The sequence below is a fragment of the Nocardia aegles genome (genome assembly GCF_052545135.1).
Window position 1 is genome coordinate 166,309 of record NZ_JBQWRI010000008.1, and the last position, 24,945, is coordinate 191,253.

22 protein-coding genes and 1 pseudogene are annotated in these 24,945 nt (G+C 66.0%); 15 read left to right on the forward strand and 8 right to left on the reverse strand.

Annotated elements, in window-relative coordinates; all coding sequences use genetic code 11:
* The first annotated feature begins 56 nt into the window (after nucleotides 1-56).
* Nucleotides 57-932, forward strand: a complete 876-nt coding sequence (locus ACT89H_RS22080; protein ID WP_445110536.1) for an SDR family NAD(P)-dependent oxidoreductase — start codon at nucleotides 57-59, stop codon at nucleotides 930-932.
* A gap of 109 nt (nucleotides 933-1,041) precedes the next feature.
* Here the strand turns inward: ACT89H_RS22080 and ACT89H_RS22085 are convergent, their stop codons facing one another.
* Complete coding sequence (locus tag ACT89H_RS22085; RefSeq protein WP_445110537.1) at nucleotides 1,042-1,833, reverse strand: enoyl-CoA hydratase/isomerase family protein; 792 nt, start codon at nucleotides 1,831-1,833, stop codon at nucleotides 1,042-1,044.
* A 177-nt stretch (nucleotides 1,834-2,010) separates the two neighbouring features.
* Here ACT89H_RS22085 and ACT89H_RS22090 point away from each other — a divergent pair, with 177 nt between their 5' ends.
* Nucleotides 2,011-3,624 (forward strand): class I adenylate-forming enzyme family protein, encoded by a 1,614-nt coding sequence (locus tag ACT89H_RS22090; protein WP_445110538.1) that lies wholly within the window; start codon nucleotides 2,011-2,013, stop codon nucleotides 3,622-3,624.
* A 208-nt stretch (nucleotides 3,625-3,832) separates the two neighbouring features.
* Here the strand turns inward: ACT89H_RS22090 and ACT89H_RS22095 are convergent, their stop codons facing one another.
* The 4 genes and pseudogenes from ACT89H_RS22095 to ACT89H_RS22110 all read right to left on the reverse strand — a co-directional run.
* Nucleotides 3,833-4,939 carry an Rv3169 family protein gene (locus tag ACT89H_RS22095; protein ID WP_445110539.1) on the reverse strand — a complete coding sequence of 369 codons (1,107 nt, stop codon included), beginning with the start codon at nucleotides 4,937-4,939 and terminating at the stop codon, nucleotides 3,833-3,835.
* Between the two features lie 11 nt (nucleotides 4,940-4,950).
* On the reverse strand, nucleotides 4,951-6,033 hold the full coding sequence (locus tag ACT89H_RS22100) for a phosphotransferase (protein ID WP_445110540.1): 1,083 nt from the start codon (nucleotides 6,031-6,033) through the stop codon (nucleotides 4,951-4,953).
* Between the two features lie 137 nt (nucleotides 6,034-6,170).
* Nucleotides 6,171-6,788, reverse strand: a complete 618-nt coding sequence (locus ACT89H_RS22105; RefSeq protein WP_445110541.1) for a TetR/AcrR family transcriptional regulator — start codon at nucleotides 6,786-6,788, stop codon at nucleotides 6,171-6,173.
* A gap of 275 nt (nucleotides 6,789-7,063) precedes the next feature.
* A pseudogene (locus ACT89H_RS22110) lies at nucleotides 7,064-7,226 on the reverse strand (alpha/beta hydrolase); the annotation flags it as partial.
* A gap of 397 nt (nucleotides 7,227-7,623) precedes the next feature.
* On the opposite strand from ACT89H_RS22110, the gene ACT89H_RS22115 reads away from it, so the two are divergent.
* The 6 genes from ACT89H_RS22115 to ACT89H_RS22140 all read left to right on the forward strand — a co-directional run bounded on the left by ACT89H_RS22115 (nucleotide 7,624) and on the right by ACT89H_RS22140 (nucleotide 14,714).
* Nucleotides 7,624-8,682, forward strand: coding sequence for a TIGR03857 family LLM class F420-dependent oxidoreductase (locus tag ACT89H_RS22115; protein ID WP_445110542.1), 1,059 nt, complete (start codon nucleotides 7,624-7,626; stop codon nucleotides 8,680-8,682).
* 8 nt (nucleotides 8,683-8,690) lie between these two features.
* Nucleotides 8,691-9,776, forward strand: coding sequence for a phosphotransferase (locus tag ACT89H_RS22120; protein WP_445110543.1), 1,086 nt, complete (start codon nucleotides 8,691-8,693; stop codon nucleotides 9,774-9,776).
* A gap of 30 nt (nucleotides 9,777-9,806) precedes the next feature.
* A complete protein-coding gene (locus tag ACT89H_RS22125; RefSeq protein WP_445110544.1) occupies nucleotides 9,807-10,349 on the forward strand; it encodes an SRPBCC family protein in 543 nt (180 codons plus the stop codon).
* Nucleotides 10,350-10,354: 5 nt separating this feature from the next.
* Nucleotides 10,355-11,839, forward strand: a complete 1,485-nt coding sequence (locus tag ACT89H_RS22130; protein ID WP_445110545.1) for a GMC family oxidoreductase — start codon at nucleotides 10,355-10,357, stop codon at nucleotides 11,837-11,839.
* Nucleotides 11,840-12,219: 380 nt separating this feature from the next.
* The gene (locus tag ACT89H_RS22135) at nucleotides 12,220-13,311 is read left to right on the forward strand and encodes an AMP-binding protein (protein ID WP_445110546.1); all 1,092 of its coding nucleotides are present in this window, start codon (nucleotides 12,220-12,222) and stop codon (nucleotides 13,309-13,311) included.
* A complete protein-coding gene (locus ACT89H_RS22140) occupies nucleotides 13,311-14,714 on the forward strand; it encodes an aldehyde dehydrogenase family protein (protein ID WP_445110547.1) in 1,404 nt (467 codons plus the stop codon). Before ACT89H_RS22135 ends, ACT89H_RS22140 begins: the two co-directional genes overlap by 1 nt.
* On the opposite strand, the gene ACT89H_RS22145 is transcribed toward ACT89H_RS22140, so the two are convergent.
* On the reverse strand, nucleotides 14,711-15,394 hold the full coding sequence (locus ACT89H_RS22145) for a PAS and ANTAR domain-containing protein (RefSeq protein WP_445110548.1): 684 nt from the start codon (nucleotides 15,392-15,394) through the stop codon (nucleotides 14,711-14,713). The two genes, ACT89H_RS22140 and ACT89H_RS22145, sit on opposite strands and share 4 nt — an antisense overlap.
* Before the next feature lie 503 nt (nucleotides 15,395-15,897).
* Between ACT89H_RS22145 and ACT89H_RS22150 the strand changes: the two genes are divergently transcribed.
* The 6 genes from ACT89H_RS22150 to ACT89H_RS22175 all read left to right on the forward strand — a co-directional run bounded on the left by ACT89H_RS22150 (nucleotide 15,898) and on the right by ACT89H_RS22175 (nucleotide 23,068).
* Nucleotides 15,898-16,341, forward strand: coding sequence for an SgcJ/EcaC family oxidoreductase (locus ACT89H_RS22150; protein WP_445110549.1), 444 nt, complete (start codon nucleotides 15,898-15,900; stop codon nucleotides 16,339-16,341).
* A gap of 348 nt (nucleotides 16,342-16,689) precedes the next feature.
* Entirely contained in the window at nucleotides 16,690-17,742 is a 1,053-nt protein-coding gene (locus ACT89H_RS22155; RefSeq protein ID WP_445110550.1) for a fused (3R)-hydroxyacyl-ACP dehydratase subunits HadA/HadB, read from the forward strand.
* A 567-nt stretch (nucleotides 17,743-18,309) separates the two neighbouring features.
* Nucleotides 18,310-20,160, forward strand: a complete 1,851-nt coding sequence (locus ACT89H_RS22160) for an SCO2524 family protein (RefSeq protein WP_445110551.1) — start codon at nucleotides 18,310-18,312, stop codon at nucleotides 20,158-20,160.
* A gap of 9 nt (nucleotides 20,161-20,169) precedes the next feature.
* Nucleotides 20,170-21,084 carry an SCO2523 family variant P-loop protein gene (locus tag ACT89H_RS22165; protein WP_445110552.1) on the forward strand — a complete coding sequence of 305 codons (915 nt, stop codon included), beginning with the start codon at nucleotides 20,170-20,172 and terminating at the stop codon, nucleotides 21,082-21,084.
* On the forward strand, nucleotides 21,085-22,095 hold the full coding sequence (locus ACT89H_RS22170) for an SCO2522 family protein (protein WP_445110553.1): 1,011 nt from the start codon (nucleotides 21,085-21,087) through the stop codon (nucleotides 22,093-22,095). It begins immediately after the preceding gene.
* Nucleotide 22,096: 1 nt separating this feature from the next.
* Nucleotides 22,097-23,068, forward strand: coding sequence for an SCO2521 family protein (locus ACT89H_RS22175; protein WP_445110554.1), 972 nt, complete (start codon nucleotides 22,097-22,099; stop codon nucleotides 23,066-23,068).
* 13 nt (nucleotides 23,069-23,081) lie between these two features.
* On the opposite strand, the gene ACT89H_RS22180 is transcribed toward ACT89H_RS22175, so the two are convergent.
* Together ACT89H_RS22180 and ACT89H_RS22185 are read right to left on the reverse strand one after the other, a co-directional pair.
* Nucleotides 23,082-23,903 (reverse strand): hypothetical protein, encoded by an 822-nt coding sequence (locus ACT89H_RS22180; RefSeq protein WP_445110555.1) that lies wholly within the window; start codon nucleotides 23,901-23,903, stop codon nucleotides 23,082-23,084.
* Nucleotide 23,904: 1 nt separating this feature from the next.
* Nucleotides 23,905-24,381, reverse strand: coding sequence for a GNAT family N-acetyltransferase (locus ACT89H_RS22185; protein WP_445110556.1), 477 nt, complete (start codon nucleotides 24,379-24,381; stop codon nucleotides 23,905-23,907).
* A 292-nt stretch (nucleotides 24,382-24,673) separates the two neighbouring features.
* Between ACT89H_RS22185 and ACT89H_RS22190 the strand changes: the two genes are divergently transcribed.
* Nucleotides 24,674-24,931, forward strand: a complete 258-nt coding sequence (locus ACT89H_RS22190) for a hypothetical protein (RefSeq protein ID WP_445110557.1) — start codon at nucleotides 24,674-24,676, stop codon at nucleotides 24,929-24,931.
* Nucleotides 24,932-24,945: the final 14 nt, after the last annotated feature.

Consider the following 24,945-nt stretch of genomic DNA (forward strand, 5'->3'; position numbering starts at 1 on the left):
GTTCATGGCTGGGGGCGAGCGAAGAGTTCGCCCAGCGATTCGTATGACAGGAAAAGATGATTGATCTGACTGGTGTCAACGCGGTGGTGACAGGCTCGACGAGGGGACTGGGGCGGTCCTTCGCCGCGGCGTTGCACAATGCTGGAGCATCTGTGGTTCTCAACGGGCGGACCGAAGCGGCGTGCCGGTCGGCGGTCGAAGCGATCGACCCCACCGGTACTCGACTGGGCTATGTCGCAGGCGGGGTCGAGAACGAGGAAGTCGCAGACGCGCTGATCGACCTGTGCACAACGACATTCGGTGACGTCGGCTTGGTGATCAACAACGCTGGAATCACCAAGGACAAGAGTCTGCTGAAGATGTCGGTGGCCGATTTCGACGCCGTCGTTTCGGTGCACTTGAGGGGAACTTGGCTCATGTGCCGTGCGGCGGCACGTGCGATGCGGTCGACCGGGGGGTCGATCCTCAATCTGACATCCGGCAGTGCCTTATACGGACTGGTCGGGCAGAGCAACTATGCGGCGGCGAAAGCGGGTGTTCTCGGTCTGACCAGGGCCTTGTCCGTCGAACTCGAGCGCTACTCCATCCGGGTCAACGCGTTGTATCCCATCGCTCGAACGGAAATGACGGCACCTGTTGTGGATCTGGCAGGGCCGGAGAGCGAGCTGGCATCGGTCTTCGGCGAGCCGGATGATGTCGCCGCGATCGTGCCGCTCTTCCTGAGGTCGGAGATCAGTGGTCAGGTGCTTTCGTTCGACGGCAAGACACTCGGCGTGTGGAGTCATCCCGGATGCCGATACGACGCGATGGTTCCGATGCCAGGCGATGTAGTCGGCCTGCGCACGCTGGCCGAACTCGTGGCATCGCATACGGCGACATTGCATCCTGATCGAGTCGGTGTTCTCACGAGAGCCGCGCTGCGGCCTCGCTGACTGCCGAGAACACCGTCCCGGGGAGCGGAACCCCCGCGGTGACAGCGACAGTATGAGCGGGAGGTCCGGCGATCTTCAGGGCGCCGGGCCTCCCAAGGCCGCGCGACGGTTACCGCGCGAGCCGCTCGGTGGCCTTGCTACGGCCCGCTTTCAGGCGTTCGAGGCCATCGGCGATCCGGCGGGTGAACAGCCCGCGTTGGACGAGATCGTGGGTGACACGCAACTCGTATGCGGTTGCGCCGATATGGTCCATGTTCTGGGCACGCAGCGCGACTTCCTTGAGCACTGTTGTCAGCTCGGAGCCGTGCTCGGCGATCTGCTTCGCCAGCCGCAGAGCGTTCTCCCGCAGGGTGCCCACCTCGACGAGCTCATCGACCAGCCCGACCCGCAGTGCCTCTTCCGCGTTGATCGGGTCACCGGTGAACAGCATGCGCCGTGCCCGCTGGGTAGAGGTCTTGCTGAGGATGCCGTGGTAGAAGCCGTTCATGGCGTACTTGACCTGCGTGGAGCCGAATGCGGCGTTCTTGGAGGCGATGGTGATGTCGCACATGTTGGCGACATCCATGCCGTAACCGGGCGCGACGCCGGCGACAGCCGCGATCGTCGGCTTCCGATAGTCGTAGATGGCGATCATCAGCTGCAACGCAAGGTCGGTGAACTTTGTCCGATCGTAATCCTGGGTGTCTTGCAGGACATCCAGAGCCCACCCGGCGCAGAAGTAATCCTCGGTGCCGATGATGAGGACCGCGGCGACCTCGTCGTCGTACGCCCAGTCGTCTAGGGCTTCGATGATCTCTCGGTGCAACTCCCACCCCAGCGCGTTGCGCTTCTCGGGATGGTTGAGCTGCATGATGCCGACGCCATCCTCGACCGAGGTGAGCAGGTACTGAAATTTCGCCATGAGTGAAGTCCTTGTCGTCCATGGTCGAGCGATCCATTGGAGGGTGTTCGAGACTGCCGGCGTCTGCGTCCCGCCAACCCGGAAAGCGTACATCGTGTTCGATTTATCCTCCATAAATATCGAACAGTATGTATTGTTTGTTACGTAGAACACATATAGTTGAGAGATGGACCAGCCATGGACGTTGATCCCACCCGCGCTCAGCGCTACATCGACAAGGGGCTCTGGAGCGATGATCGCATCGGCGACCTGATTCCGCGGCGTGCGGCGGAGTTTCCCGATCGGGAACTGTTCGTGTTCGAAGGACAGCGGGTCTCCTACGGCAAGTTCAACCGCTGGACCGAGGCGGTCGCTGCGGTGATGGTGGCAAGGGGCGTGTCCCGCGGCGATCGTGTAGTGGTCCAGTTGCCGAATTGCTTGGAAGCGTTGGTCCTTCAAGTAGCAGCGTTCCGCATCGGCGCCGTGAACGTCCCGGTGGTGCCGATCTACCGCGAGCACGAGACGGCGCAGATCCTCGCGGATGCCCGGCCCTCCGTCGTGGCCGTCGCCCACACCCTGAGCAGCCGGCATCCCTACCAAGAAGTGGATGCTTTGCTGGCCGAAATCGGACACGCGCCGAGGCTCAAGTTTCTGGTCGGCAGCGTGGCACCGGGGTGGAGTGCGGTGCCGGGCTGTGACGAAGCCATTGTCGCCGAGTTGCCGGAGCCGCTGGCGGCGCACGAGTCGGCACTGATCCTTTACACGTCCGGCACAACATCGGCACCCAAAGGGGCCTACCTCAGCTCGCGGGCGCTGATGGCGCACCTGAAGAACTTCGCGACCGCCATGCGGCTCGGTGCGGAGGAGGTGCTCGCGGTCGGTACGCCGCTGTCGCACCTCGGAGGCTTCGTCGCAGGCGTCGTTTTCCCTGCTTACCTCGGCGCCCGATCGGTGATCATGGCCGGTTGGAATCCTGACCACGCGGTGCAGTTGATCGAGCAGGAGCACGTCACTCTCATGATGGGCGCGACGATCTTCCTGCAGGACCTCGTCGAGCGGTATGCGAAAGGGGCCGCCCCCTCCCATCGCCTCACCAACTACGTCTGCGCAGGGTCCACGATTCCACCGCGTGTGATTCGCGCCGCTGAGGCCATGGGTGTCAACGCGACACGCAACTACGGGATGACCGAAACCGCTGGGATCTGCACCGCCGCCGATCAGCACGATCCGCTGGAGATGCGCTCGGACTGGGACGGCAGGCTCCTCGACGAGATGGAGATCGAGGCGGTCGATCCAGATCGCGAGCCGCTTCCTGCCGGGGACATCGGCGATCTGCGCATTCGCGGTCCGCAACTCTTCGACGGCTACACCGATGCTGCGGTGACCGCAGCGCAATTCGACGAAGAAGGGTGGTTTTATCCGGGCGACGTCGGTCAGGTCGTCGACGGTTGGGTGAAGATGACCGGACGCTCCAAGGACATCGTCAACCGTGGAGGTGAGAAGTTCTCCACACAGGACATCGAGGGTGCTCTGCTGTCCCATTCGGATATCGCCTCAGTGGCAGTGACTGCGGTCCCGGATAAGCGATTCGGTGAAGCTGTCGGAGTTTGGCTCACGCTCACGCCGGGTGTGGTCTGGCAGGGCGCTCGAAAGTATCTCGAACATCTCGATGGTCTCAAGGTCGCGAAGACGAAATTTCCCGTCGAGTGGCACGTCGTCGAGGAAATTCCGACCACGGCATCCGGAAAGATTCAGAAATACCGGCTACGCGAAATGGCCGACCTCGAGGTCGAAGTCGGTGCGCGTCTCTGACTTTGACCTCGTCAACCGGCGTGGCCGAGAGTAAGCCAGGTGCCGGGCTCAGCCGCCGTGCGCGGGCTGAACAAGGAGCGTCGCTTGCTGACTCCCCACTGGTGCTCTACGGCATCTACATCGTCATCGTGGTCGGGCGCCACCGCTGCGGTCGACGTCAGCTCGCGCCGGTACGTCAATCCGGCGCGAGCCGATGTCATCGTCGAGCTCAGCCCTGCGGGCCCAGGTAAGTGCCGAAGTTGTAGCGGTGGTGCGGGCCGACAAGGATCTGTTCCAGCACTCCGAGCCCGGTCTTGCCGCGCCACGAGGCTCTGACCAGTTGCTGCACGTGAAGGTTCTCTGGCGCGAGCGGGTCTGGGGCTCCTTCGGGATAGCTTTCACCACCGATGGCGAGTTCGTCGTGCCAGCTGCCGTGGCTCCATACCGGGTGTCCGTACCCGATGCCCTTCATCTGGAAGGTAGTCAGCGGCTCCAGTCGCATCTCGTCGGTGGTGCCGTCGAGCGCGTGGGTGACCAGGGTCGCCCGTTCGGCTCGACGCGTGCCGGGACGCCACTCGATGTGGTGTTCGATGTGTGCGAGAGGTGTGGGTTCGGTGCCAGGGCCCACCACCGCTGCACCGGGACCGATCTTGGGAACGACGAGTCCTTCGGACGCCCATCGCGAGCCATCAGGATTCTCGAAGACGAGATGGTGAAAACACTCGTCTTCGAAGTGGATGGGCGTCCAGAGGAAGAGCACCGAGGGCGGGCGCTGTGGTGCGCCGTCCGCGGGGCCGTGTACCCGGCGAGCACCCCAAGATCTGTCCTTGGTGGCCGCGATGCCGTCGCCGAGGTCGAGGGAGTTTCCGTCGACGACCAAGCTTCCTGTCCAAGTTCCCCACTGGGTGGCACGGGTGGCATCCATGAACAGCAGCGGGCCGTCGTAGCGGGTCTGGCGAGCCTCCTCGACGGCCGCTGTCGTCGCCGTGAAGGTCAGGTCCGCTTCCAGGCCGTGCTGAGGCGCGTCCACGATCACGCGATTGATCCGCATCGGTTCGACGATCTCGATCCGGACCGGGCCGATCGAGGTGTGCACCGGGTCCGGATGGGCCCGTCCACTGGCGAAGACCGAGCGTTGCACCCCGTCGTGGACCACGGAGAAGGCGCCGTCGGTGATCCGGCGGTTCGGATACGAGCCGAACGCGATGCCGAAGAACAGATCTTCGCGAAAACCATTGAACCAGAAACGATCATAGTGATACGGGTTGCCCTGGCCCGCCTGCGCCAGGGGCATCGAGGTCTGATGGATGGGGTAGTCGTCGAACGTTGTCAACATAGCGATATTCCTCAGTGCCGGGACAGTACGTCGTGGTCGGTGATCTGGGTGGCGGCGCGTTCCAGCCAAGACGCCCACATGGCGTCGCCACGCTCGGTACGTGCCACCCGGACGCAGGCGTGTACGGCCATGAACATGGCGGTTACGGCGTGGTCGAGGTATGACGCCCAGCAGTCGTCGAAAGTCAGGCCACCGACCCCGGCCCGTACCAGCGCGTCGTGGTAGATGCCGACGAGGTCACGCTCGTGGGTGCGCCGGTCCTCGACGCTCAGACCGCAGCCGAGGAAGTAACTGACATCGGCGACGGCCGGGCCGTAGGACACGGTCTGCCAATCGACGACCACCAGGGGATCGGCTCCGCCGTTGGCATCGAAGAGCAGGTTGTCCGGCCTGAAGTCGTGGTGCCACAGCGCGTAGCCGTCCGAGGTGAGCCGGTGCCAGGAGGGGATCGTGGTGACCAGCTTGTCAGCCACCTCGAGGATGTTCGCGTCGACGAGATCAGCGTAGGTGGAACGGAATCGATCGTGGAAGTCCGGCAGGAACTGCACAGTCGCGTCCAGCACGGTTCGAAAAGAATTGAGCCACGGAACTTCTCGTAGTTCGGCGCGTCCCCAGGACGAAGCGTGCAGTGCTGCGGCCTGACGGATGGCGATCTCCGCACGATCGGGACTGCAGCCATCGAGTTGATCCACCACGACCGCTGGGCTGACGTCCTCCAGCAGCAAAGCGAACCGGCCGTCGTCGCTGCTGTCCGCGTGGTAGAGCTTCGGCGTGCGTATTGCGAGGGTGGGCGCGAGCTCGCGGTAGAACCCCAGTTCCCGGGCGTACAGGCCGGCCGCGGTGCCGACTTCGCGGCTGGTGGGGTCGTCGGAGGCGAACTTACCGACGAGGGCTTCTGGAGCGTCGCCCCGATCTCCGGCGAAGGTCAGGGTGAGCCGGAGACAGCTCGCAACCTGCCCGGTGCCGAACGGCTCTGTGTGCACCGCGGCGACGCGGCCTGGAAGCTTGTGACGGCGGCGCAGGATCGTGGTCAGGGCGTCGGGGGATAGGCCGGGGAGATCAAAAACGCGTGGCGAGGACGGTGGGAAAGACATGGGTGCTCCAGCTCGGGGACGGGGGGAGTGATGGCCGCCATGCGGGCCCGGGGTCATGGCGCGCGTCACATCGAGAACTTATCGACGCTATTGTCGATAAGTTGGATCCTTGTGTCAATCCCCGTGGGGATGTCGCCTCACGCGCCGTATGTGCGCGCGCACTCGTCCCTCCAGGCCACAAGATTGTCCGCGAACGGATACCCTTCGGGATCGATGGTCCATCGGTAGGCCATGCCGATACCGGCGTCGATGATCCTGGTTGCATGGGACTGGGGATCGTCGAGTGGCGCGACCGTGCCGTCGTCGATGCCGCGCCGCAATGCCGTGGCCAGCGCGGTGTCCAGGGTTGCCAGTGGGCCGGTGACCTGTGCGGATGGGATCGAAGATGGGCCGGCGGCCTCGAAGCTCACCACCAGGAACGCTCGCAGCCGGATCGGTTGTGTCCGCACGAATTCGTGGAGCCGTTCGATGATGCTCAGCACGGCCGACAGCCCGTTCTCGGCAGCTTCGACCACGGCGATCAACTCGTTTATCCAGTGCTGCTCGAACATGGCGTCGAGGAGGCCGGCTTTGCTCCCGAACCGGGAGTTGACCATCGATCGGGCAAACCCGGCGCGTTCGGCGATCGCGCCCATGGTCGTCGCCTCATAGCCTTGCTCGGCCATGAGTTCGATGGTGGCGGTCATGATGCGTTCAGTCGACTCGGCGACACGCTCGGCCTGGGTGCGACGCCGGGGCTTGCCGGATGCGGGCATGACTCGAATATCGCATGGCAAACCCAAGGCCCTGCGACCGCCTACGAGTGTCGACCGCCTTCGGCTAGAAGAACCTCTTCTAAGATAGATTAAGTAAAATAGTCCTGATCGACGGGGCGGATAGCGTAACGGAGACGGTGGCCCGCTGAGGCCGACTGTGCGGATGGGCGGGCTGCTCCGCCGACCTGCCCGAGGGCCGAGCGACTTGGAAACGCTGGACGCCGTCGCCGCCGGCCGACCCGGCAGCAAAGCGATGCCCCGGTCGACGAAGGGCTGCTGCGCGGTTCGAGATGTTGTTGCCACAGAGGCGCGGCCGAGATGCGCGGCTCGCACCACCGCCGGCCGCAGGCCGACGGCGATCACCCCTCCTGAGTACCCGACCGGGCCGCCGATCTCGCGCAGCGAAAGCAGGGCGTCCAGGGCGGCCCGCCATTCCGGGGGGCGGGCCGGATCGGCCAGTCCCTTGCTGTTCGAGGGAACGTTGAACGGCGTGTCATTTTTGAAGGCCGTATAAAAAAATTTCGCCCAGATATTGACTGTCGCCATCGGTGCTCCGTAGCTTAGGTGATGCCCGTCACAGGCAAGGCTCATGGAGGAAGGCATGGAGAGTGACGGACTCAGTGGCTCGATCGCCGGGTCCTCGATCCGGCGGGCAAAGCTATGCCATCTCGGCTGAGATACCGCTGACACCGAGCAACTCACCGCGCTCGAAGGCACGCGGTGGCCGAGATTCCGGGGCGTGACGGCATCGTCGCGGGCGGCGTCGAAAGACACTCGCTTTCATCACAACCGCCGGAACACGTCCCGGCGCGTCCACGATGACGAAGGAAACAGAGTGACCGAAGAACTGCCCGAGATAGGGTTTTACACACTGGCGGGAGAGGCGGAGCGTCCTCGCGAACTGATCGCCGAGGTACAGCTCGCCGAGGAACTCGGTATCGGCCATTGCTTCATTTCCGAGCGGTGGAACACCAAAGAAGCCGCCACAATCGCGGGCGCGGTGGCCGCGGCGTCGACACGGATCGGCATCGCCACCGCGGCGACCAATCACAACCTCCGGCACCCGGTGGTCACCGCCGCGTTCGCCACGACGATGCATCGGCTCAGCGAAGGACGGTTCACGCTGGGCATCGGTCGTGGTGTCGTTCCCCTGCAACGAGCATTCGGCATTCCGCAGATCTCTACCGCCGAGATGGAGGAATTCGTGGGCATTGCTCGGCGACTATTTCACGGGGAAACCGTCACCAGGTACGACGGGAAACTCGGTACCTACCCGGCGCTGCGGTTGTCCCCCGGCTTCGACGAGAATGTGCCCCTCGGTTTGGTGGCCTTCGGGCCGCAGTCGTTGTCTCTCGGAGGTCGAGTTTTCGACCAGGTCGTGCTGCATACCTTCTTCACCGACGAGACGTTGCAGCGCTGTGTGCGCACCGTCAAAGAAGCGGCCGAACGCGCCGGTCGGGATCCTGACGCAGTCAAGGTCTGGTCCTGTCTGGCTACGGTCGGCGACCATCTCGGTGAAGAGCAGCGACTGCGCAAGACGGTTGGGCGGCTGGCAACTTATCTGCAGGGCTACGGCGATCTGATGGTCCGGACCAACGGCTGGGATCCCGCTGTCCTCACCCGCTTTCGCGCGGACAGCGTGGTCCGCAGTTTTCACGACGGCGGATCGCTACGTGTAATCGACAGCCCTTCCACCTCGGTTCAGCAGTTGGAACATATCGCCACACTGCTGCCCGATGAATGGCTGGCACCGGCGGCGACGGGGACGCCACAACAGTGTGCGGCCACGATCCGTCGTCAGCTCGACTTGGGGGCCGACGGCGTCATCCTGCACGGCGTTTCGCCGCACGATCTCATCCCCATCCTTCCTGCCTACCGGGCAGTCCGTCACTGAGGAAACACATGAATTCTGTCGCGGAAGCAATGCCGCTCACCGCCGAGTCACTCACCGCCGCCCTCCGCACGTCGCCGCATCTGACCGACGCGACCGCTATCACGGTCACGGCCGTAGCGGCGGCTCCGGTGGGTGCTGGACAGATGGCGACGAGCCACCGGCTGACACTCTCCTACGACAACGCCGCAACCGGTGGGCCAACGAGACTGGTGGCGAAACTGCCCAGCCAGGACGAAGCAAGCCTTGCCATGGTCGCGGGCACTGGGGCTTACCTCCGAGAGGTGCTTTTCTATCAAGAGATCGCGCCCGCGTCCGGACTCGCGGTGCCTAGGTGTCACCATGCCTGGGTCGATGAGACGACCACAGATTTCGTTCTGTTGCTGGAGGATTTGACTCCAGCGGCGACCGTGGATCAGCTCGCCGGTTGCTCGGCCGATCAGGCCCACGCGGCCCTTACTCAGGCTGCCGATCTGCACGGCAGCCGATGGGGGCGTGCCGATGCCCCATGGTTGCGGGTGGAACACGTCTGGGGTGCCCTGGCTGACGGGATCAACGGACTCTCTGCGCCCTGGCTCGACCGATTCGGCAAGTTCCTGAACGAGGAACAGGTCGCTGTCATCGGCCTCCTCGGCGAGCGTGCCCGTGACTGGGTCGCGACCCTGACAGACCGGCGAACCGTGTGGCACGGCGACTTCCGTGCTGACAACCTGCTGTTCGACGCGCGTAACGGGCAGACACCGGTGGCGGTGGTCGACTGGCAGTCGACGGCATCCGGGCCGGGAATCACCGACGTCTCGTACTTCCTCGGAACCTCGGTGGAACCCGATGTCCGTCGGTGTCACGAGCATGAACTCGTCACCGAGTACCACCGCCGGCTCACGAGTCACGGGCGGCTCGGCGAGTACAGCGTCGATGACTGCTGGTTGGAGTATCGCGCACACGCGCTGTACGGACTCGTGCTCACGGTCGCTGCCTCGATGGGTGTGCAGGCGACCGAGCGTGGTGACGCAATGTTCGGTGCGATGGCCGGCCGTGCCGCGAGCCAGGTGTCGGAACTCGATTCCTACTCGGCACTCGATCGTCTGCGCGAATGATCGCGGTACGGGCATCGCGGGGCGAGCCGAATGACTTTCACGATCGTGTCGAAGGAGTGGGCGGCAGTGGGTAGTGGTGTGCTACGGAGGGGGGAGAGCATCGCGGCGACGACGGTCGTGCGGGCGACACCGCAAGCCGTCTACGACGTCGTGTCCGACATCCGGCGGATCCCTTCCTGGAGTCCGGAGTGCGTACGTTGCGAATGGATCGACGACACGACTTTCCGCGGAACGAACAAGCGCCGCTTCGGCAGGTGGACGACGACGGCGCGGGTAACGGCCGCGGAGCCGGGGCGCGAGTTCACCTTCGTGGTGAGCGCACTGAACGCGGACTTCACCAGGTGGAGCTACCGGATGGAGCGGCATCCGGAGGGATGCCAGCTCACCGAGGAGTTCCAAATGTGCATCGATCTCCCGTTCGCCGCTCTCGCTTTCGAGCGCGTCGCTCTCGGCGTTCGCGATCGACGGCAGGACCTGCGCGGCAACATCGATCATTCGCTGCGGCGAATCCGGCGTCTTGTCGAGGCGGAGCAGCAGCGCGACCGTTCCGAAACAACCGTTGGCGAGTCATGACCGGGATGGACTCCGCAGACTACCTTGTCATTGGCGCCGGCTCCGCCGGTTCGATCGTCGCGGCGAGACTGGCGTCGGCTGGTGCGAGCGTCATCGTGCTGGAAGCGGGTGGCAGTGACCGGCGACCCGACGTGTCGCTTCCCCTTGGAATTGTCACCTTGTACGCGACGGCCAACTGGAAGTACCCGACCACTCCCGACGCGAGCAAAGGGCGGTCGGCGGACGGCTTCGCGGCAGGCCGGATCGTGGGTGGCAGCGGCTCGATCAACGCGATGGTTTACGTGCGTGGACGGCGCTCGGACTACGACGGCTGGGCCCGAACCGGGAACACGGGTTGGTCGTATGACGACGTACTACCCCATTTCAAGGCAATCGAGAGCTGGGTCGGCGGCGGGGACGACTATCGGGGCGCAGGCGGTCCCGTGGCGGTTTCCTGGTGCGGGCACCATCACGAGATCGACGACGCCTTCATCCGCGCGGCGGTCGATGCCGGTCACGATCTCAACCCCGACCAGAACGGCCGTACCCAGCGGGGTGTTGCACGCAGCCAGGTCAACCAGCATCGAGGGTTTCGCTGCTCGTCCGCGTGCGGGTTCCTGCACAGCCTTCCCCGAGACCGGCGTCCGACCGTCATGGCCAGAACGTCGGTGTCTCGAATACTTTTGGATGGAGGCCGGGCTGTCGGCGTCGAAGCCGGAGGTCGCGTGCTGCGCGCCCGACAGGAGGTCGTGCTCAGTGCTGGAGCGATCGGGACCCCGGCTCTGCTGTTGAGGTCCGGTATCGGGCCGGGTGGCGCGCTGCTCGATCTGCCGGGGGTCGGGGAGAACTTCCAAGACCATCTCGTCTCGGCCCAGCACTGGGAATCGCTGGTCCCGACTATCAATACGCTGGGCCCTGCCGGTGCGGTGAAGGCGGCTATGTCGTTGGTCGCCCGTGGGACGGGTCCGCTCACGACCACCCCATTCGAGGCCCAACTGTTCACCGATGACGTCCAGATCGCCGTCACGCCGGTGCGCTATTCGCTGGACCGTGTGACCGGACGGGCGAAACTCGAGAGGATCGACGCGTTCACGGTGTATACCGTGCTCCTGCATCCTGAGGGGCGTGGGCGTGTCCGTCTGCACAACAATCGGCCTCGTATCGAGTTCGAGCGCCTGGGCAACGGCGATGACGTGCGGAAACTTCTCCACGGGTCGGAGCTGGCCCGCGAACTGATAGATTCCTCCTCTGCGCCGGCCGGCGATTCCGCGCATACCGGCGCAACCTGGCTGGCCGCCCAAGAAGACAGCATCTACCACGCGGTGGGAACCTGTCGGATGGGTGTGGACGATGATTCCGTCGTCGATCCACAACTGCGGGTGCACGGCCTCGACAGGTTGCGCATTGTGGATGCCTCAGTCATGCCGACCCTGCCGTCTGGCAACACCAACGCCCCCACGATGATGATCGCACACCGCGCGGCCGATCTGATTCTGCATGGCGCGGGTTGAAGCAGCTCGGATAATCAGCCGGACACCGTGCCACACCGCTGGTGATGGCACCGGCGGCGCGCATTGTTGCCGTGAGCATCGGCCAGTCATGGGTGAACGGTCCCGCGCCATGCCGCCACCGTATTCCTCGTCCCCTTGCGTATCCCCGGACGGGGTGTGGCCGACAATGCGAGCGGCTGGGTGCAACCACCGACCGAATACGAACACCGCCAGTGCGAGTACGGTCATCTGACACGAATCTTGTGGCGAATTCGCTCCATATGAGTGTCCTATCGGCGGATCGAACCCAGCGACAACACGTTTGCTGTCGATCGGGCCGGGAGAAGATTGCGGCGTTCGAGCTGAAACCCCGATTCGGGGCACATCCCTGGAGGCCGTACATGCGCCCCGTAATCCTGGACCTCGCCGCGCACGACTACGCGATGATCGACGCGGAGGAATACCTGCGCGCCGTGCTGACCTGGCATTTCAGTGAGGAGACAGGCACCCCGTACTGGCTGCGCCGCGCGCGGACACTGGATTTCGACCCGGTCGCCGATATCCGGACCTTCGCGGATCTGCGCCGCTTTCCCAACGTCATCGACGAATTCCGCACGGTCGCGGTGGAGGACTTGATTCCCCGCGGCCTCGCGGGTGCCGATCGCGTCATCGCGGGGATCTACGAGAGCGGCGGCACCACCGGCGCGCCCAAACGCTTCGTCATGTTCGATCGCTGGATGGAGTTCGCGCTCGGCTGGGACGAGCACCACTACGCCGGCCTCGGCACGGTGAACACCTTGGCCGTGGCGCCGAGTGGCCCACACATGTTCGGCGAGTTCGCCGAACGCCGGGCGCGCAGGCACAACGGCGTGCGGTTCACCATCGACCTCGATCCGCGGTGGATCAAGCAGATGATCGCGCGCGGTGACACCGAGAACACCGAGCGGTACGCAGAGCACGTCGTCGACCAGGTCGCACAGGTCCTCACTACTCAGTCGGTGGGGATCCTGATCACCACACCGCCGCTGCTGGAGCGCATCGCGCGCCGCGACGACCTGGTGGAGCAGATCCGCCGGAAGATCAAGTTCATCTGCTGGAGCGGCGCGCACATGAACGCCGACACCCGGGATATCTTCCGCCAGGAGATCTTTCCCGGCATCCCGCTGAAAGGACTCTACGGCAGCACCACCATTCTCGGCATGTCCCGCGAACGCGACGAGGAGCGCCCCGACGGGCTGCCCGTCTTCGATCCGCCGAGCCCGTACCTGGCGTTCGAGGTGGTGGATCCGGAGACCGGCGACGACGTCGGCTACGGCGAGCGCGGTCAGGTCGTGATGCATCACCTCACGAAATACGCTCTGCTGCCGAATAATCCGGAACGCGACCTGGCCATGAAGGTCGAGCCGCCGAAGGGCGGTTTCGGCTGCTCGGTCGCCGACGTCGCGCCGATGACGTCCTTCGCCGGCGCCGACGTGATCGAGGGGGTGTACTGATGGGCGAGTTCGTACACATCGACGCGCTCGGACCGCAGGGCAGCTACCGCGCCCGCACCCGCAAGCCCCTGACCACCTTGTCGGGCACCGTGATCGGCGAGATCTCCCAAGTACCGCCGCTGTATGTGCGGCGCGCGCTGACAGCCATGCGCAAGGCGCCCGTGCTGCCCCCCGTCGAGCGATTCGCGGTGCTGGAGCGGGCGGCCGACCTGTTCACGGAGGCCGAGATCGGTGGGCTCGGACCCGACGAATACGCGCGACTGGTCAGCGTCGCCTCGGGTGTTCCGTTGGCCGTCGTGCGCCAGTCGGTGCAATGGGTCGCCGATGTGCTGCGCGAGCAGCGCGTCACCCTCGAGCTCGCGATGCCGAAGGGCGCGGTGGCGGACTGGCAGGACCGGCGCACCCTCGCGGGCTGTGCCGTCTGGACGCGCAAGGGCGACCTGTTCGCGGTGCACGCGGCCGGGAACACCCCGGCGGTGCACGGATTGTGGCCGGAGGCGCTCGCGTTGGGCTACAAAGTAGCGGTGCGGCCATCGACCAGGGAGCCGTTCACCGCGTTTCGGCTCGTCAGCGCTCTGCGCATGGCGGGTTTGCCCCCGGAATCGGTCACGTTGCTGCCGACCGACTACGAGGCGGCCGACGTGCTGGTGGCGGAATCGGATTTCGCCATCGTCTACGGCGGGCAGGACGTGGTCGACAAGTACGGCGGCAGTGCGCGGGTGCTCACCCAGGGGCCGGGGCGATCGAAGATCCTGGTGACCTCGGACGTGGACTGGCGGGCGAAGGTCGCGCTGATCGCCGAGTCGGTGAGCCACCTCGGCGGCACCGCCTGCACCTGCACCACCGCGGTGCTGGTCGAAGGGGATCCGGAACCGCTGGCGCGGGCGCTCGCCGCGGAACTGGGTGCGATCCCCAGCTTGCCGCCCGAGCACCCGGACGCCATCCTGACCGTGCAGCCCACCGAATCCGCGGCGGCGATGGACCGCTACCTGCATCGGGTCGCGGGCGACGCGCGCCCGCTGCTCGGCGGGGACACCATCGTGGACGAATTGTCGCCCGGCGCGGCGGTGCTGCGCCCCGCGGTGCACCTCGTCGGTAGCAGCACCGCGCCGCAGCTCGGCGTGGAACTCGCCTTCCCCTGCGTGTGGGTGGGACCTTGGTCACCCACCGACGGCGTCGCACCCTTGCGCGATTCGCTGGTTCTCACCGCGATGACCGAGCGGCGCGAACTCATCGACGCGCTGTTGGACGAGCCGACGATCACCAACCTCTACCTGGGTGACAATCCGACCACCTGGCTGCGTCCCGGGGTGCCGCACGACAGCTACCTCGGCGAGTTCCTGATGCGCACCAAGGGAATGATCCGTTCGGCGGCGACCGGAGCGCGCATACCGGTCGGCTAGTCCGCGCCGGGTTCCGGCGACGACACCCGGCGGTGCAGGGTCAGCAGGAGATGGTCGAAGCGGGTGCGCTGCTGAACCAGCGCACCACCCATCGCGACGACATCGGCGACGAGCTGCTCGGCCAGCGTGCGGATCTTGATGTTGGTCTCCTGCGAGCGCCACCGCAGCACCCGGAACGCCTGATCGGCGTTGACGCCGTAGACGAACATCACGACGCCCTTGGCCTGTTCGATCACCGCGCGGGCGTCGATCATGTCCGGTAGCAGGTCATCGAGGGCTTCTTGCCGGTTTTCTTCGAGCGTCTCGGTGACATCGATGAGGTAACCGGCGGACCCCACCACGGCACCCTGCTCGTCGAACAGCTGGTCGGCGATGACGATGACGTCGTGCATCCGGTCAGCGGTGTCGATGATCCGGTGGCGGGTGCAGAACGGCGAAGCGGTCTCGATGGCTTCGGCGAGCGCCTCGGCGACCCGCTCGCGGTCGTCGGGATGCAGGTGGTTGTGCAACAGTTCGGTGGACGGCTCGGCTTCTTCCGGTGTGTACCCGTAGATCGCGGCGGCCTCGTCGGACCATTCCCACCGCTGGTCGGTGAACCAGAAGCGAAAGCTGCCGATATCGGGGCAACCGCCGAGCATCCTGCGCGCAGTTTCCTGCTCGCACTGTCCGCTCTCCGTCACCGGTCCAGTATGGCGCGGAAAACAGGGGCTGGTCAGACGGGAGGGATCTGCTGCGAGCCCGACCGGGGGCCCAGCTGGGAACTCCGCATCGGTCGGGCGGGCATCGGCGCCGTTCCGTGTGTTGACGAGGCGCCACCCCTTCGCTAATCTCTTCTTTTGAGAAGAAATATCTTCTATGAAGAGAAAGCTTCGAAGGAGGGAATGCTATGCGAAGGGTCTCGCCATGACGTCGGCCGGCACCACTGTGGCACGCACAGCGAGCGCGCGAGGTGTGGTGCTGACTGTGTGTGTCCAGGCGTCACTACCTCGCAGACCGCCGCAGGCGTGCCGCGCCGGCTGGTCCAGACACCCGAGCAGGTGGTGGACCGGGCACGAAAAGCGTTGTCCGGCGCATCCGATGCCGTCGTATTCACGAGCCCGATCAACCGGGCACCTCATCGCCGCGTTGCGGCTGTTCCCCCGCCGGGCCGCCCTGGCCCTGCCGCCGACCGAAGGAGATCGAAATGACCACCGGCACCGACACGGCCGCCATCCGCGACCTCATCGAGCGCAGTAGGCAGGCATGGAATCGCGGTGACGGCGCCGCCTACGGCGCTTGCTTCACCGCCGATGCCACCGACGTCACCTATGTCGGCACCGTCTACCACGGCGGAGAGGAGATCGGCCGGGTACACCAGGCGCTGTTCGACAGCTTCCTGAAGGGCACCCAGCTGAGCGTCGATATTCTCGAAATCCGTTGCTACGGTGCGGATACCGCAGTCGTCGTGACCCGCGGCGAGTCCTCGAAGCGGCAGCCGGGCAAGCTCGGGAAACTCGCCACGTACACCGTCGTCCGCGATACCGACCGGCAGTGGCGCATCGCTGCCGTGCACAAGACGCAGCGCAAGCCGTTGATGGAGGCCGTGTCGTTCATGTCCCAGCCGGCCACCCGGCCCGCCGTGCGCTGATGGCCGCCCTCGTGATCCTGGGCGCTACCGCCGCGACGGGCGGATGGTGGTCGCGGACACCTGGCTCTCTCGCCCAGCCGTGGGTCCGTCGGCCGAGCGACTGCGAGCAGCGTCCCCGAGACCTCTGCCGTGGATGTCCCCGCACGATCACACCGCACGCCATTGCGAGCCGAAACTGTGCGCCTAACACCTTGGATCGATCCACTTCCCGGAAGCCACGGTGTCGACGAACGATCGTTGTTCCCTGCGACGGGGCACTGCGTCGTGTAAGAGAGTGGTGTCGACGTGTGGATCGGGTCCTGCGGATTCCGATGACGAGACCGTAAAGAATCTGAAGCGAGGAGCGGCTTGGTGGAAGCGACATTCGATGTGGCCGAGCAGGTGGGGCATCACTATCGCGCGGATGACTATTACGAGGTGGGCCGAGAGAAGATCCGCGAGTACGCGCGAGCTGTGCAGGACTTCCACCCCGTGCACTGGAGCGAGGACGCCGCCGACGAGCTCGGGTACGCGGGTCTGGTCGCGCCCACCACGTTCATCTCGATCGCTGCGATGCTGGCCAACCGTAAGCTTTTCGAAAGTGTCATCACCGGCTACGACGTATTCGTGCAGACCGACCAGGTCTTCGAATTGCACCGGCCGGTGGTGGCCGGTGACCGGCTGGTAAGCGATGTCGAACTCGCTTCGGTTCGCCGGATAGCGGGCAAGGATCTGCTCACCGTCACGAACACTTTCACCGACCAGGCGGGGCAGGTTGTGCAGATCATGCACACGACCGTCGTCGGCATCACCGGCGGGGAGGTCGACGCAGGCATCAGCGACGCGATGGAGCGCGTCGTCATGCACGGCATCGACGTGCCGTCCCGAACCGCGACCGCGGACCGCGCGACCGCGGCGGCGGAGAGGCGGACTGCGACGTATCCGGCTTCGGAGACCGGTGCGCGCCAGTCCACGATCGCCTCGATGCGAGCGCCGCGCGCCGGAATCCGATTCGAGGACATCACGGTCGGTGACGAGCTTCCTGGCCGGATCGCACAGCTCACGCGGGGCGACCTGGTGAACTACGCCGGCGTCGCCGGTGATGCGAACCCGATCCACTGGCACGACGACCTCGCCGCGCTCGCCGGTCTTCCTGATGTGATAGCGCACGGCATGCTCACGATGGGCTTAGGGGCAGGCTTTGTCACCGAGTGGCTCGGTGACCCGGGCGCGCTGACCAGGTACGCGGTGCGGTTGTCGAACTACACCATCGTGGAAGCCGCCTGCGCCGGAAGTGTCGAGTTCACCGGGCGCATCAAGTCGGTAGACCCCGACACCAGGACAGCCGTCGTCGTCATCGTCGCCAAATCCGCCGGACGAAAAATTTTCGGTCTCGCCACCGCGGATGTCCGTCTCACATAGTCGTCCGGTTCGCGAACTCCGATACCGCGACGGGCACCGCCTGCGGAAGTATCTGACGCCGCGAAGCATTGACCATCGGACGACACCACAACGGTAGGATCGGGCAGAGCGTCCGAATATCTGCCGCGCCGAGCGATCGAGAGCACCAAGCGGCTGCCGAATCTGCACTGGGAGCGGGCGGTGCCGGCCACCGTGGATTCCGCGCCGAGACGATGTCCCGTCCTGACCGCGGACTTCCGTGCGGTGATCATCGGCCGCACCACGAGCCGGAGCTGAGGCCGCGTTGCCGAACAATAGCCGTGGAATAGCCTGTCGGACGCGCGAAGATAGCGTGGATGTCACGGCCGGTCCCATCGAGCCGATGGGGCGTGCGCCGATCTAGGTCCCGCAGCCTCCCGGCCGCAGGACGGTTCGCCTCGAACGCGCGGAACTGTGTGCATCGCAGGAGATCTCGCAGCAACCGGCGGTTCAGCGCAGAGTGCTTGGCTAAGTGAACATTCGCGGGCACACTCTAAGTAACGACGTCCGGCGCCGCCGGTCGAACGCGGGGGCGAGGTCCGAGAGCAGATGAGGATTCGGCCGAGGCAGCAGCTGCTCGAGCTGTGGCGAGCGGTGCTCGCCTGTTCCTATCGGAACGGAACATGGAAGTGGGGCGGACGCGACGGCGCCAACTCCATCAGCGACGCCGAACAACTGCTCTGCCTGCTGTATCCGGCCACCGAGATCGAAGCGTTCGCGCTGGACCAGCCGAACGACATGAGTCCCGACGTTCGCTCCGCACTCGCCCCGTTCGGCGAGGAGACCCGCATCGGCGGTGTCCTGGTCGCCTTGGTGGAGGATTATCTGCGCCGCTATACCGGACCCGACGGCGAGCCGATCTTCGCCAGCGGCTCCTACTTGCGCTCCGGCGACGACAGCCCGCTCACCCCGGGACAACAGGCGGTGGAGGTCGTCGACTCGTACTCGATGTCGTTGAGCCTGTGCATCGCGGCACTACGGTTCCTGCGCGGATTCATGCGGTTCGTCAGCGGCGAGGTCCGGCTGGAGGCACGCCAGCTGCGCGAGCGGATCCCCGTGGTGATCGAGCAGGTCAGCGCGCGGCTCACCGCGGCGATGGCGGGCCTGGTTCGCAGTTTCGTCATCCACACACCGGAGCCGAAGACCGCATTCGGGCAGTCGATCGTCTACATGCTCAATCAGTCCCGCGCGCCGTCCGACGAGATCATCGGACGGCTGTCGACACAGCTGGAACGCCTCCGGGTGCAGGCGGCCAACGAGGTCAGGCTCAGCCAGACCACCGAGATCGATATCGCCGATGACGGGCGACTGTTCGAGTGCGGATGGAGCTGGGGTATCGTGCGCAGCGCCGAACCTATCGGTATCGTGCCCGGCCGGGTCAGCAATATGCCCGGGCACGCGGAATCCCGTCCCTACCTGTACTTCACGGCCGTCGCCCTGGACGGCATCAGCGACCTGTCGTCGCAGCGCATCCGGGAACTCGATCTGCTGACCGACGAGCAGCGCACCCTCGCCGACGCGTTGCAGTTGCGCTTCGAGCTGACCCGCAACTATTGGTCGAGAGTCGCACGCTTCGACAGTGGCCGCTGGCCGCTGGAGGACATCCCGTGGCGCACCTCCGACGGCGAGGAATCGGAGTACTTCAGTCTCGTGGTCGCCGCGGTGCTCATCCAGGACCTGGTCTACCGGGAGAGCACCGAGGATCTGGCGCGCACGGTGTCGGTGCTCGACCAGTTGGCCCGTCGCGGGCGCATCACCAGCCGGTTCACCGTCGATGATCCGGCCGCGCCGCTGCACTATCCGGGTGTGCGACTGACCCTGGCAGGCAGTGAGGATATCGCCGACGGAGCCCAATTGGTCTGGTATGTGCCGGATTTCGCGACCCTGCTGCTCAAACGCTGCCTGGACGCCGCGCGCCTGCGCACCGACGTGGACACCCGCGACCGGTTGATGGCGCTCGCCGAGGCGGCGATGGATCACCTCGACCAGCGGGTACTCCGGGACGGCTCGGTGGTCGGTCTGTGGGACGACATCGGCCGGCTGGTCGGCGCGGGCGACCCACGGGCGGAAGGACCGTCCTGGTTCGTCACGGAGCGGATGATGGAGTGCCTGGTCATCGCCTACAGCACGTTCGAGCAACCGCCGCTGGCTCCGCAGGCGATGGTCGCCCGCGCGGTGGACCTGCTCAGCGAGGCCGAGCACCTGCTCAATCAAGAGGAGCTGGAGGTCGAAGGCCAGGATCTCTCGCCGAAACAGGCGGCGATCAACCGGATCCGGCAGTCGCTCGACCGGGCCCGCCGCGTGCTGCGCGAACGTCCCGGCACCGCCTACAGCCTGGCCACCCAGGCCTTGGTCCAGCTCGACGAACTGGCGTACGCCCGCCGGGACGCGACCAGGTAGGGCGGCGTCGTGCTGGTGTTCTCCACCTCCGACAAGGGCGGCACCGGACGGTCGGTGACCAGTTGCAACATCGCCTACCGGCTGTGCCGTTCCGGCTTCGACGTCGTCTACGCCGACTTCGACCTCGGCTCACCGACGGCCGGTGCGCTGTTCGAGATCGGCGCGGCCGAACGCGGCGTGCCGAGCAGTGGCGTGCATTCCTACCTGCTCGGCGAGAGCGGAACCGTCGCGCGCGTCGACGTGGGCGCGGCGACCGATCGGCCGGAACTGCGCCGGATCGGTCCCAACTCGGGCCGGCTGGTGTTGCTGCCCGGGGACGAGGGCGGCGCGGAATTCCTCACCGACGACGACGCGGTGGTGCAGCGGTGCGCGGAACTGCTGGTCGCGCTGGATCACGAATTCCGCGTCGTGGTGGTGGATCTGAGCGCGGGCCGTTCCGCGGCGCTGCAGATCGTGTTGCAGGCGACCGCCCGGCCGCAACTGAGCGGGCTGACCACCCGGTGGTTGATCTTCCACCGCTGGACGCGCCAGCACATCCTGGCCGCCGCCGGTCTGGTGTACGGCTCGCACGGACTGCTGAAGACCGGAGCCGAGTACGGCCACGACCCGGAAGAGCTGCTCGGGTCGGTGCGTTACGTGCGCACCGCGGTGCCCGACGCCAACTGGGACGGTGTCGCCCAGCGTCCGGCGCAGGCGGCCTGGCTGCAAGAGCAGGACTCCGCGCTGCGGCGGCTGGCCACCGCCAAACGGCTCGGCACGACGGCAGTGCTGGGCTCCACCCCGATCGAGCCGGTGCTGCAGCGGCGCGAACAGCTCATTCTCGATGCCGACGTCAACGCCCAGATCGCCAACGAGCAGACCGCGCAGGCCTACGCCGAGCTCGCTCGACGACTGGTCGACAATGCGACCTGGGAGAGGCTGTAGATGCGGGATACACAGGGCTACAGCGAGGCCACCGAACAGCCGCGAATCGATCCCGTCCCGTTGTCGCACTTGTCGATCGAGGTCGGGCATTTCTATCTCAACGACATCACCTCCGACATCGAACGGGTCGGCGCGGAGTTCCGCCGCATCGTCCCGCTGGTGTCGGCCTTCACCGAGTCGGCCAAGGTGCAGTTCGGCCCGAACGCCCGGGTCAGCACGTGCTACCTGATCGACGACTACTTCCAGCCCGACACCGATCCCTCCGCCATCCTCACCAAGCTGCTGGGCGCCGCGGATGAAGCCGGATTGGTCATCGACTACCTGGCCCGGGAGTCCGCCTGCTGGCGGGCCTCGAGGTTCGTCGACGGCGTGGCGTTCGGTGAGCCGATTCCCGTGGCAGAGATGGTGGCCGCGCGCATCGTCGCCGAGCCGGCGCCACCGAGCACCGGCCGCAGGCCGCCGACCGCGGAGTCGGGCTGGCTGTGCAACGGACGCCGGTCCTCCGAGGACGAACGCGGACAGGCCATGCGGCAACGGATCTATCAGCCGCCGGAGGAGTTCGGCCGCCGGGAGCATTCGATTTTCCTCGACGTGGAACTGTGGAGCAAGCACGTTGTCGACGGCGTGACGGTGATTCGCTGGTCGTGCCCGTTCCTGGCCGCCGTCTGGCATCTACTGCGGCTGGGCATGCTGCGCTACCACGGTGCCGCGGTGGTGGATCCGCAGCCTTGGCGCCGTGACGATCTCATGCCGCGCCGCTGGCACGACATTCCGCCGGTGGTGCAGCTCAATCCGTCCGCCGCGCCGTTCGCCGCCTACAAGACGCTGTCGATGCTGCCCAAGCGATATATCGCGATCGAGCATGCCGTGCGACTGGTCCTCGACCACCTCGATCTCGACGACGACGTGGTCGAGCAGATCATCGCCCGTGGTGGCGAGGAGCTGCCGCCGGTAGCGGTGCCGCGTTCGGTCAGCGAACGGCTCTCGCACCTGCTGCTCGATGGGGCCTGACATGGCCTCGACCAGGCCGCTGGCCGTGCTCGGTGAAGTCCGCACCTGCTTGCTGCCGTCGGCGACAGCGCTAACCGGACCGGAGGCCTGCGATTTGCTGGCGCTCATGCCCGGTTGCACGGTGCGCTGGCGGGAGCGTCCGGGCACGCTGGCGGTATCACCGACCACCGCGGTCGGCGTCGATTGCGATCTGGCCGTGGGCGAGCAGACCGCCCACATCGTCGGGACCGTGGCGACCAACGCGGTCCTGTCCGGCGGCCGCGTACTGCAGTCCAGCGCGCGCACTCAGGTAGTGCGCGCCGCAAGCCGGCGCAGACAGACCTGGTCGCACTATCTGAGCCGCAAGGGCGTGACCGAGGTCATCAGTCGCATGCCCGAAAGAAACGGCAGCGCCGAGGCTTTGGCCGAAGGCTATCTCGCCGGTCCAGTTGCAGCCGAGACACTGGACCTTGCCTCGATCAGCGAACGGCTGCTGGCTCGCCTGCGCGCCGACACCAGGCTGGATCAGAAGCCGCCGGTCCGTGCGGGCGCCACCCGGCTGCGCTGGGTCGCCTGGATCGGGGGCGGCGCAGGCCCGACGGCCAAGCTGCACCTGGACGACGCCACCCTCCGCACGGTCCGGATGATCGTGCGCGACGAGGCGGATCTGGATGCGGCGCAGCGGTTCTGCGAGGATCTGGCCGCGCACGACTGGTTGCTGACCGTCGTCACCGACGCGCTGGCCGAGGCCGACCGTTTCCCCTCGCACAGTCGCGAACGCACCGACATTCTCGCCCCGGTTCTGGAGGATCTCACGGGACTGTGGATGCCGGGAGCGCACACACCGGCGCCGATGCGGACGCTGTGGCAGAAGCTGCAGACGGATCCCGGCTTGTCCCGCCAGTGGAACGCGCTCGTCGCACGGCTGCAGAACCGCATCGCCGTCGCCACATTGGACGCGCTGCGGCACAAGGCTTTCGACGCCAAATGGTAGGTATCGCTACCCGCTACATCCGGAACCACTTGCGCACCAGCAATGCGAAGAACACCGACATCGACACCGTGCCCATCCACGCTTCCGCGGCGAACAGCGGACGGGCGATCGGGCGCAGATCCTCGGTGTCGCCGGGACCCAATGGATTGATGAAGCCGGTCACGCAGGCATAGATGGTGGCCGCGGGCGAGGGATCGCCATTCAGGACCACAGCTGCGAGGGTGAACAGCGCCAGCTGCACGGCCATCCAGCCGAGCAGCCAGAACGGCCGGTACCCATAGCCGCACAGCACATACGACAGTTGTCCGGTCCATCGCCGCCAGCCCGGCGGCAGCGCGAGAGTGCGTGCCCGCGCCAAGCGCAGGCCGCAGCGGTCCTGCGCTTCGTCGTCCTCGTTCATCCGGTACAGCGCGGCGCCCCTGCGGTAGGCGAGGGCCGCGTGACCGGGCAGTCGCGCCGCCGAGAGCTGGGCGCCCAACTGCTCGTACTCCTCGGCCAGCATGATGTTCTGCCGACCGCTCAGCCGCAGCGGACCGCGGAATTCGATCTCCGCGGCCAGTAGCGCCGCCGGGATCGCGCTCGGCACCCGCCAGCCGGCTTCGTCGGGCGCCGGTTGCCGTGCCGCGGCGTACAGGTGCCGGAACACCAGGGAATCGGAATGCCGCCGCGCGCTGGGCGGGTCGTAGTCGGCCAGGATGGCCTCGGCGTGCGCGGCGAACTGCTCCAGCTCGGTCTGCTCGGAACGCTCACCCCGATCGAGTGCGGCGGTGTATTCGTCCGCGCGCCTTGTGATCCGGGTCGAGACCGATGCGACGAAGGGCGAGATCTCCCCCATGTCACGAGTCTAGCGGTCGCCCTCTCAACCGGTATTCGAAAACGTCGCGGGGCTCGCCGGGACCGAAATACCGGTCGTCGTGCTCGACGAACTCGAAGCCCGCGCGTTTGAACAGATTGCTCGCGTGCTGATTGTCCGGCCGGACGGTCAGGTACACCACTTCGGCTCCCACCGTCCGGCATGTCTGCAGTGTGCGACTCAGCAGGCCGCGCCCGTACCCTCCGCCCTGGTGGCTCTTGGCCACCGCGAAGGTGAACAGCAAGGCCCGGCCCTTCTTCTCCAGGGTCAGCGCGTAACCGATCACCGTCCCGTCCACCTCCACGACCAGCCATTCGGATCCGTGCAGGTCGAACAGCTGGCGCAGCATCAGATACAGGTACGGCTCGGCGAACACCTCGGCTTCGATGGCCGCGATGTCTTCGAGATCGGCGAAGCAGGCCCGCCGGTATTCCGGCCGAGGCGCTTTGGCGATGTTCATCCGCTCCCTACTGCCAGGGCATAAGCCGTCCGATTCCAGCTTAGAACGTCACTCACCGAGCGGGGTCAGTGTAGAACCCGCGGAATCGTTACCGCGCGGAGCGGGCCGGCACGTGTCGTGGGCGCGCTCGTAGCCGGTTGCCGCAGCCACATCACCCGCAACCGCCTGCCCGGCAGTATCGTGATGGTGTGTCGAACCGGGGGATCCCGCCTCGGCCGAAGCGGTCGACCTGCCGGTCCTTTACACCACAGCGACGGAAGCGGGCCTGTGCTACGGCACGATTCGCGGGAACGTGGACCAGGACTCCTCCCAGGGACTCCACCTCACCAGCGCCTTCGAGGGCATCGGCAGCTGCGCGACCACCGCCTACGTCTCCTGGCGCAACATCGACACCGGCGCGCGCGGAACCACCACGATCGAACTGGTGGGTTCGTGGTACAACTCCACCACCATCCCCTCCGGCCCGGGTCACGTCGAATTGTCCATCACCGCAAAGGAAATCTTCCACTCGCCCGATTCGGTTCACGTGCAGTACGTCATCCCCGGATGATCGGCAGTTACGCG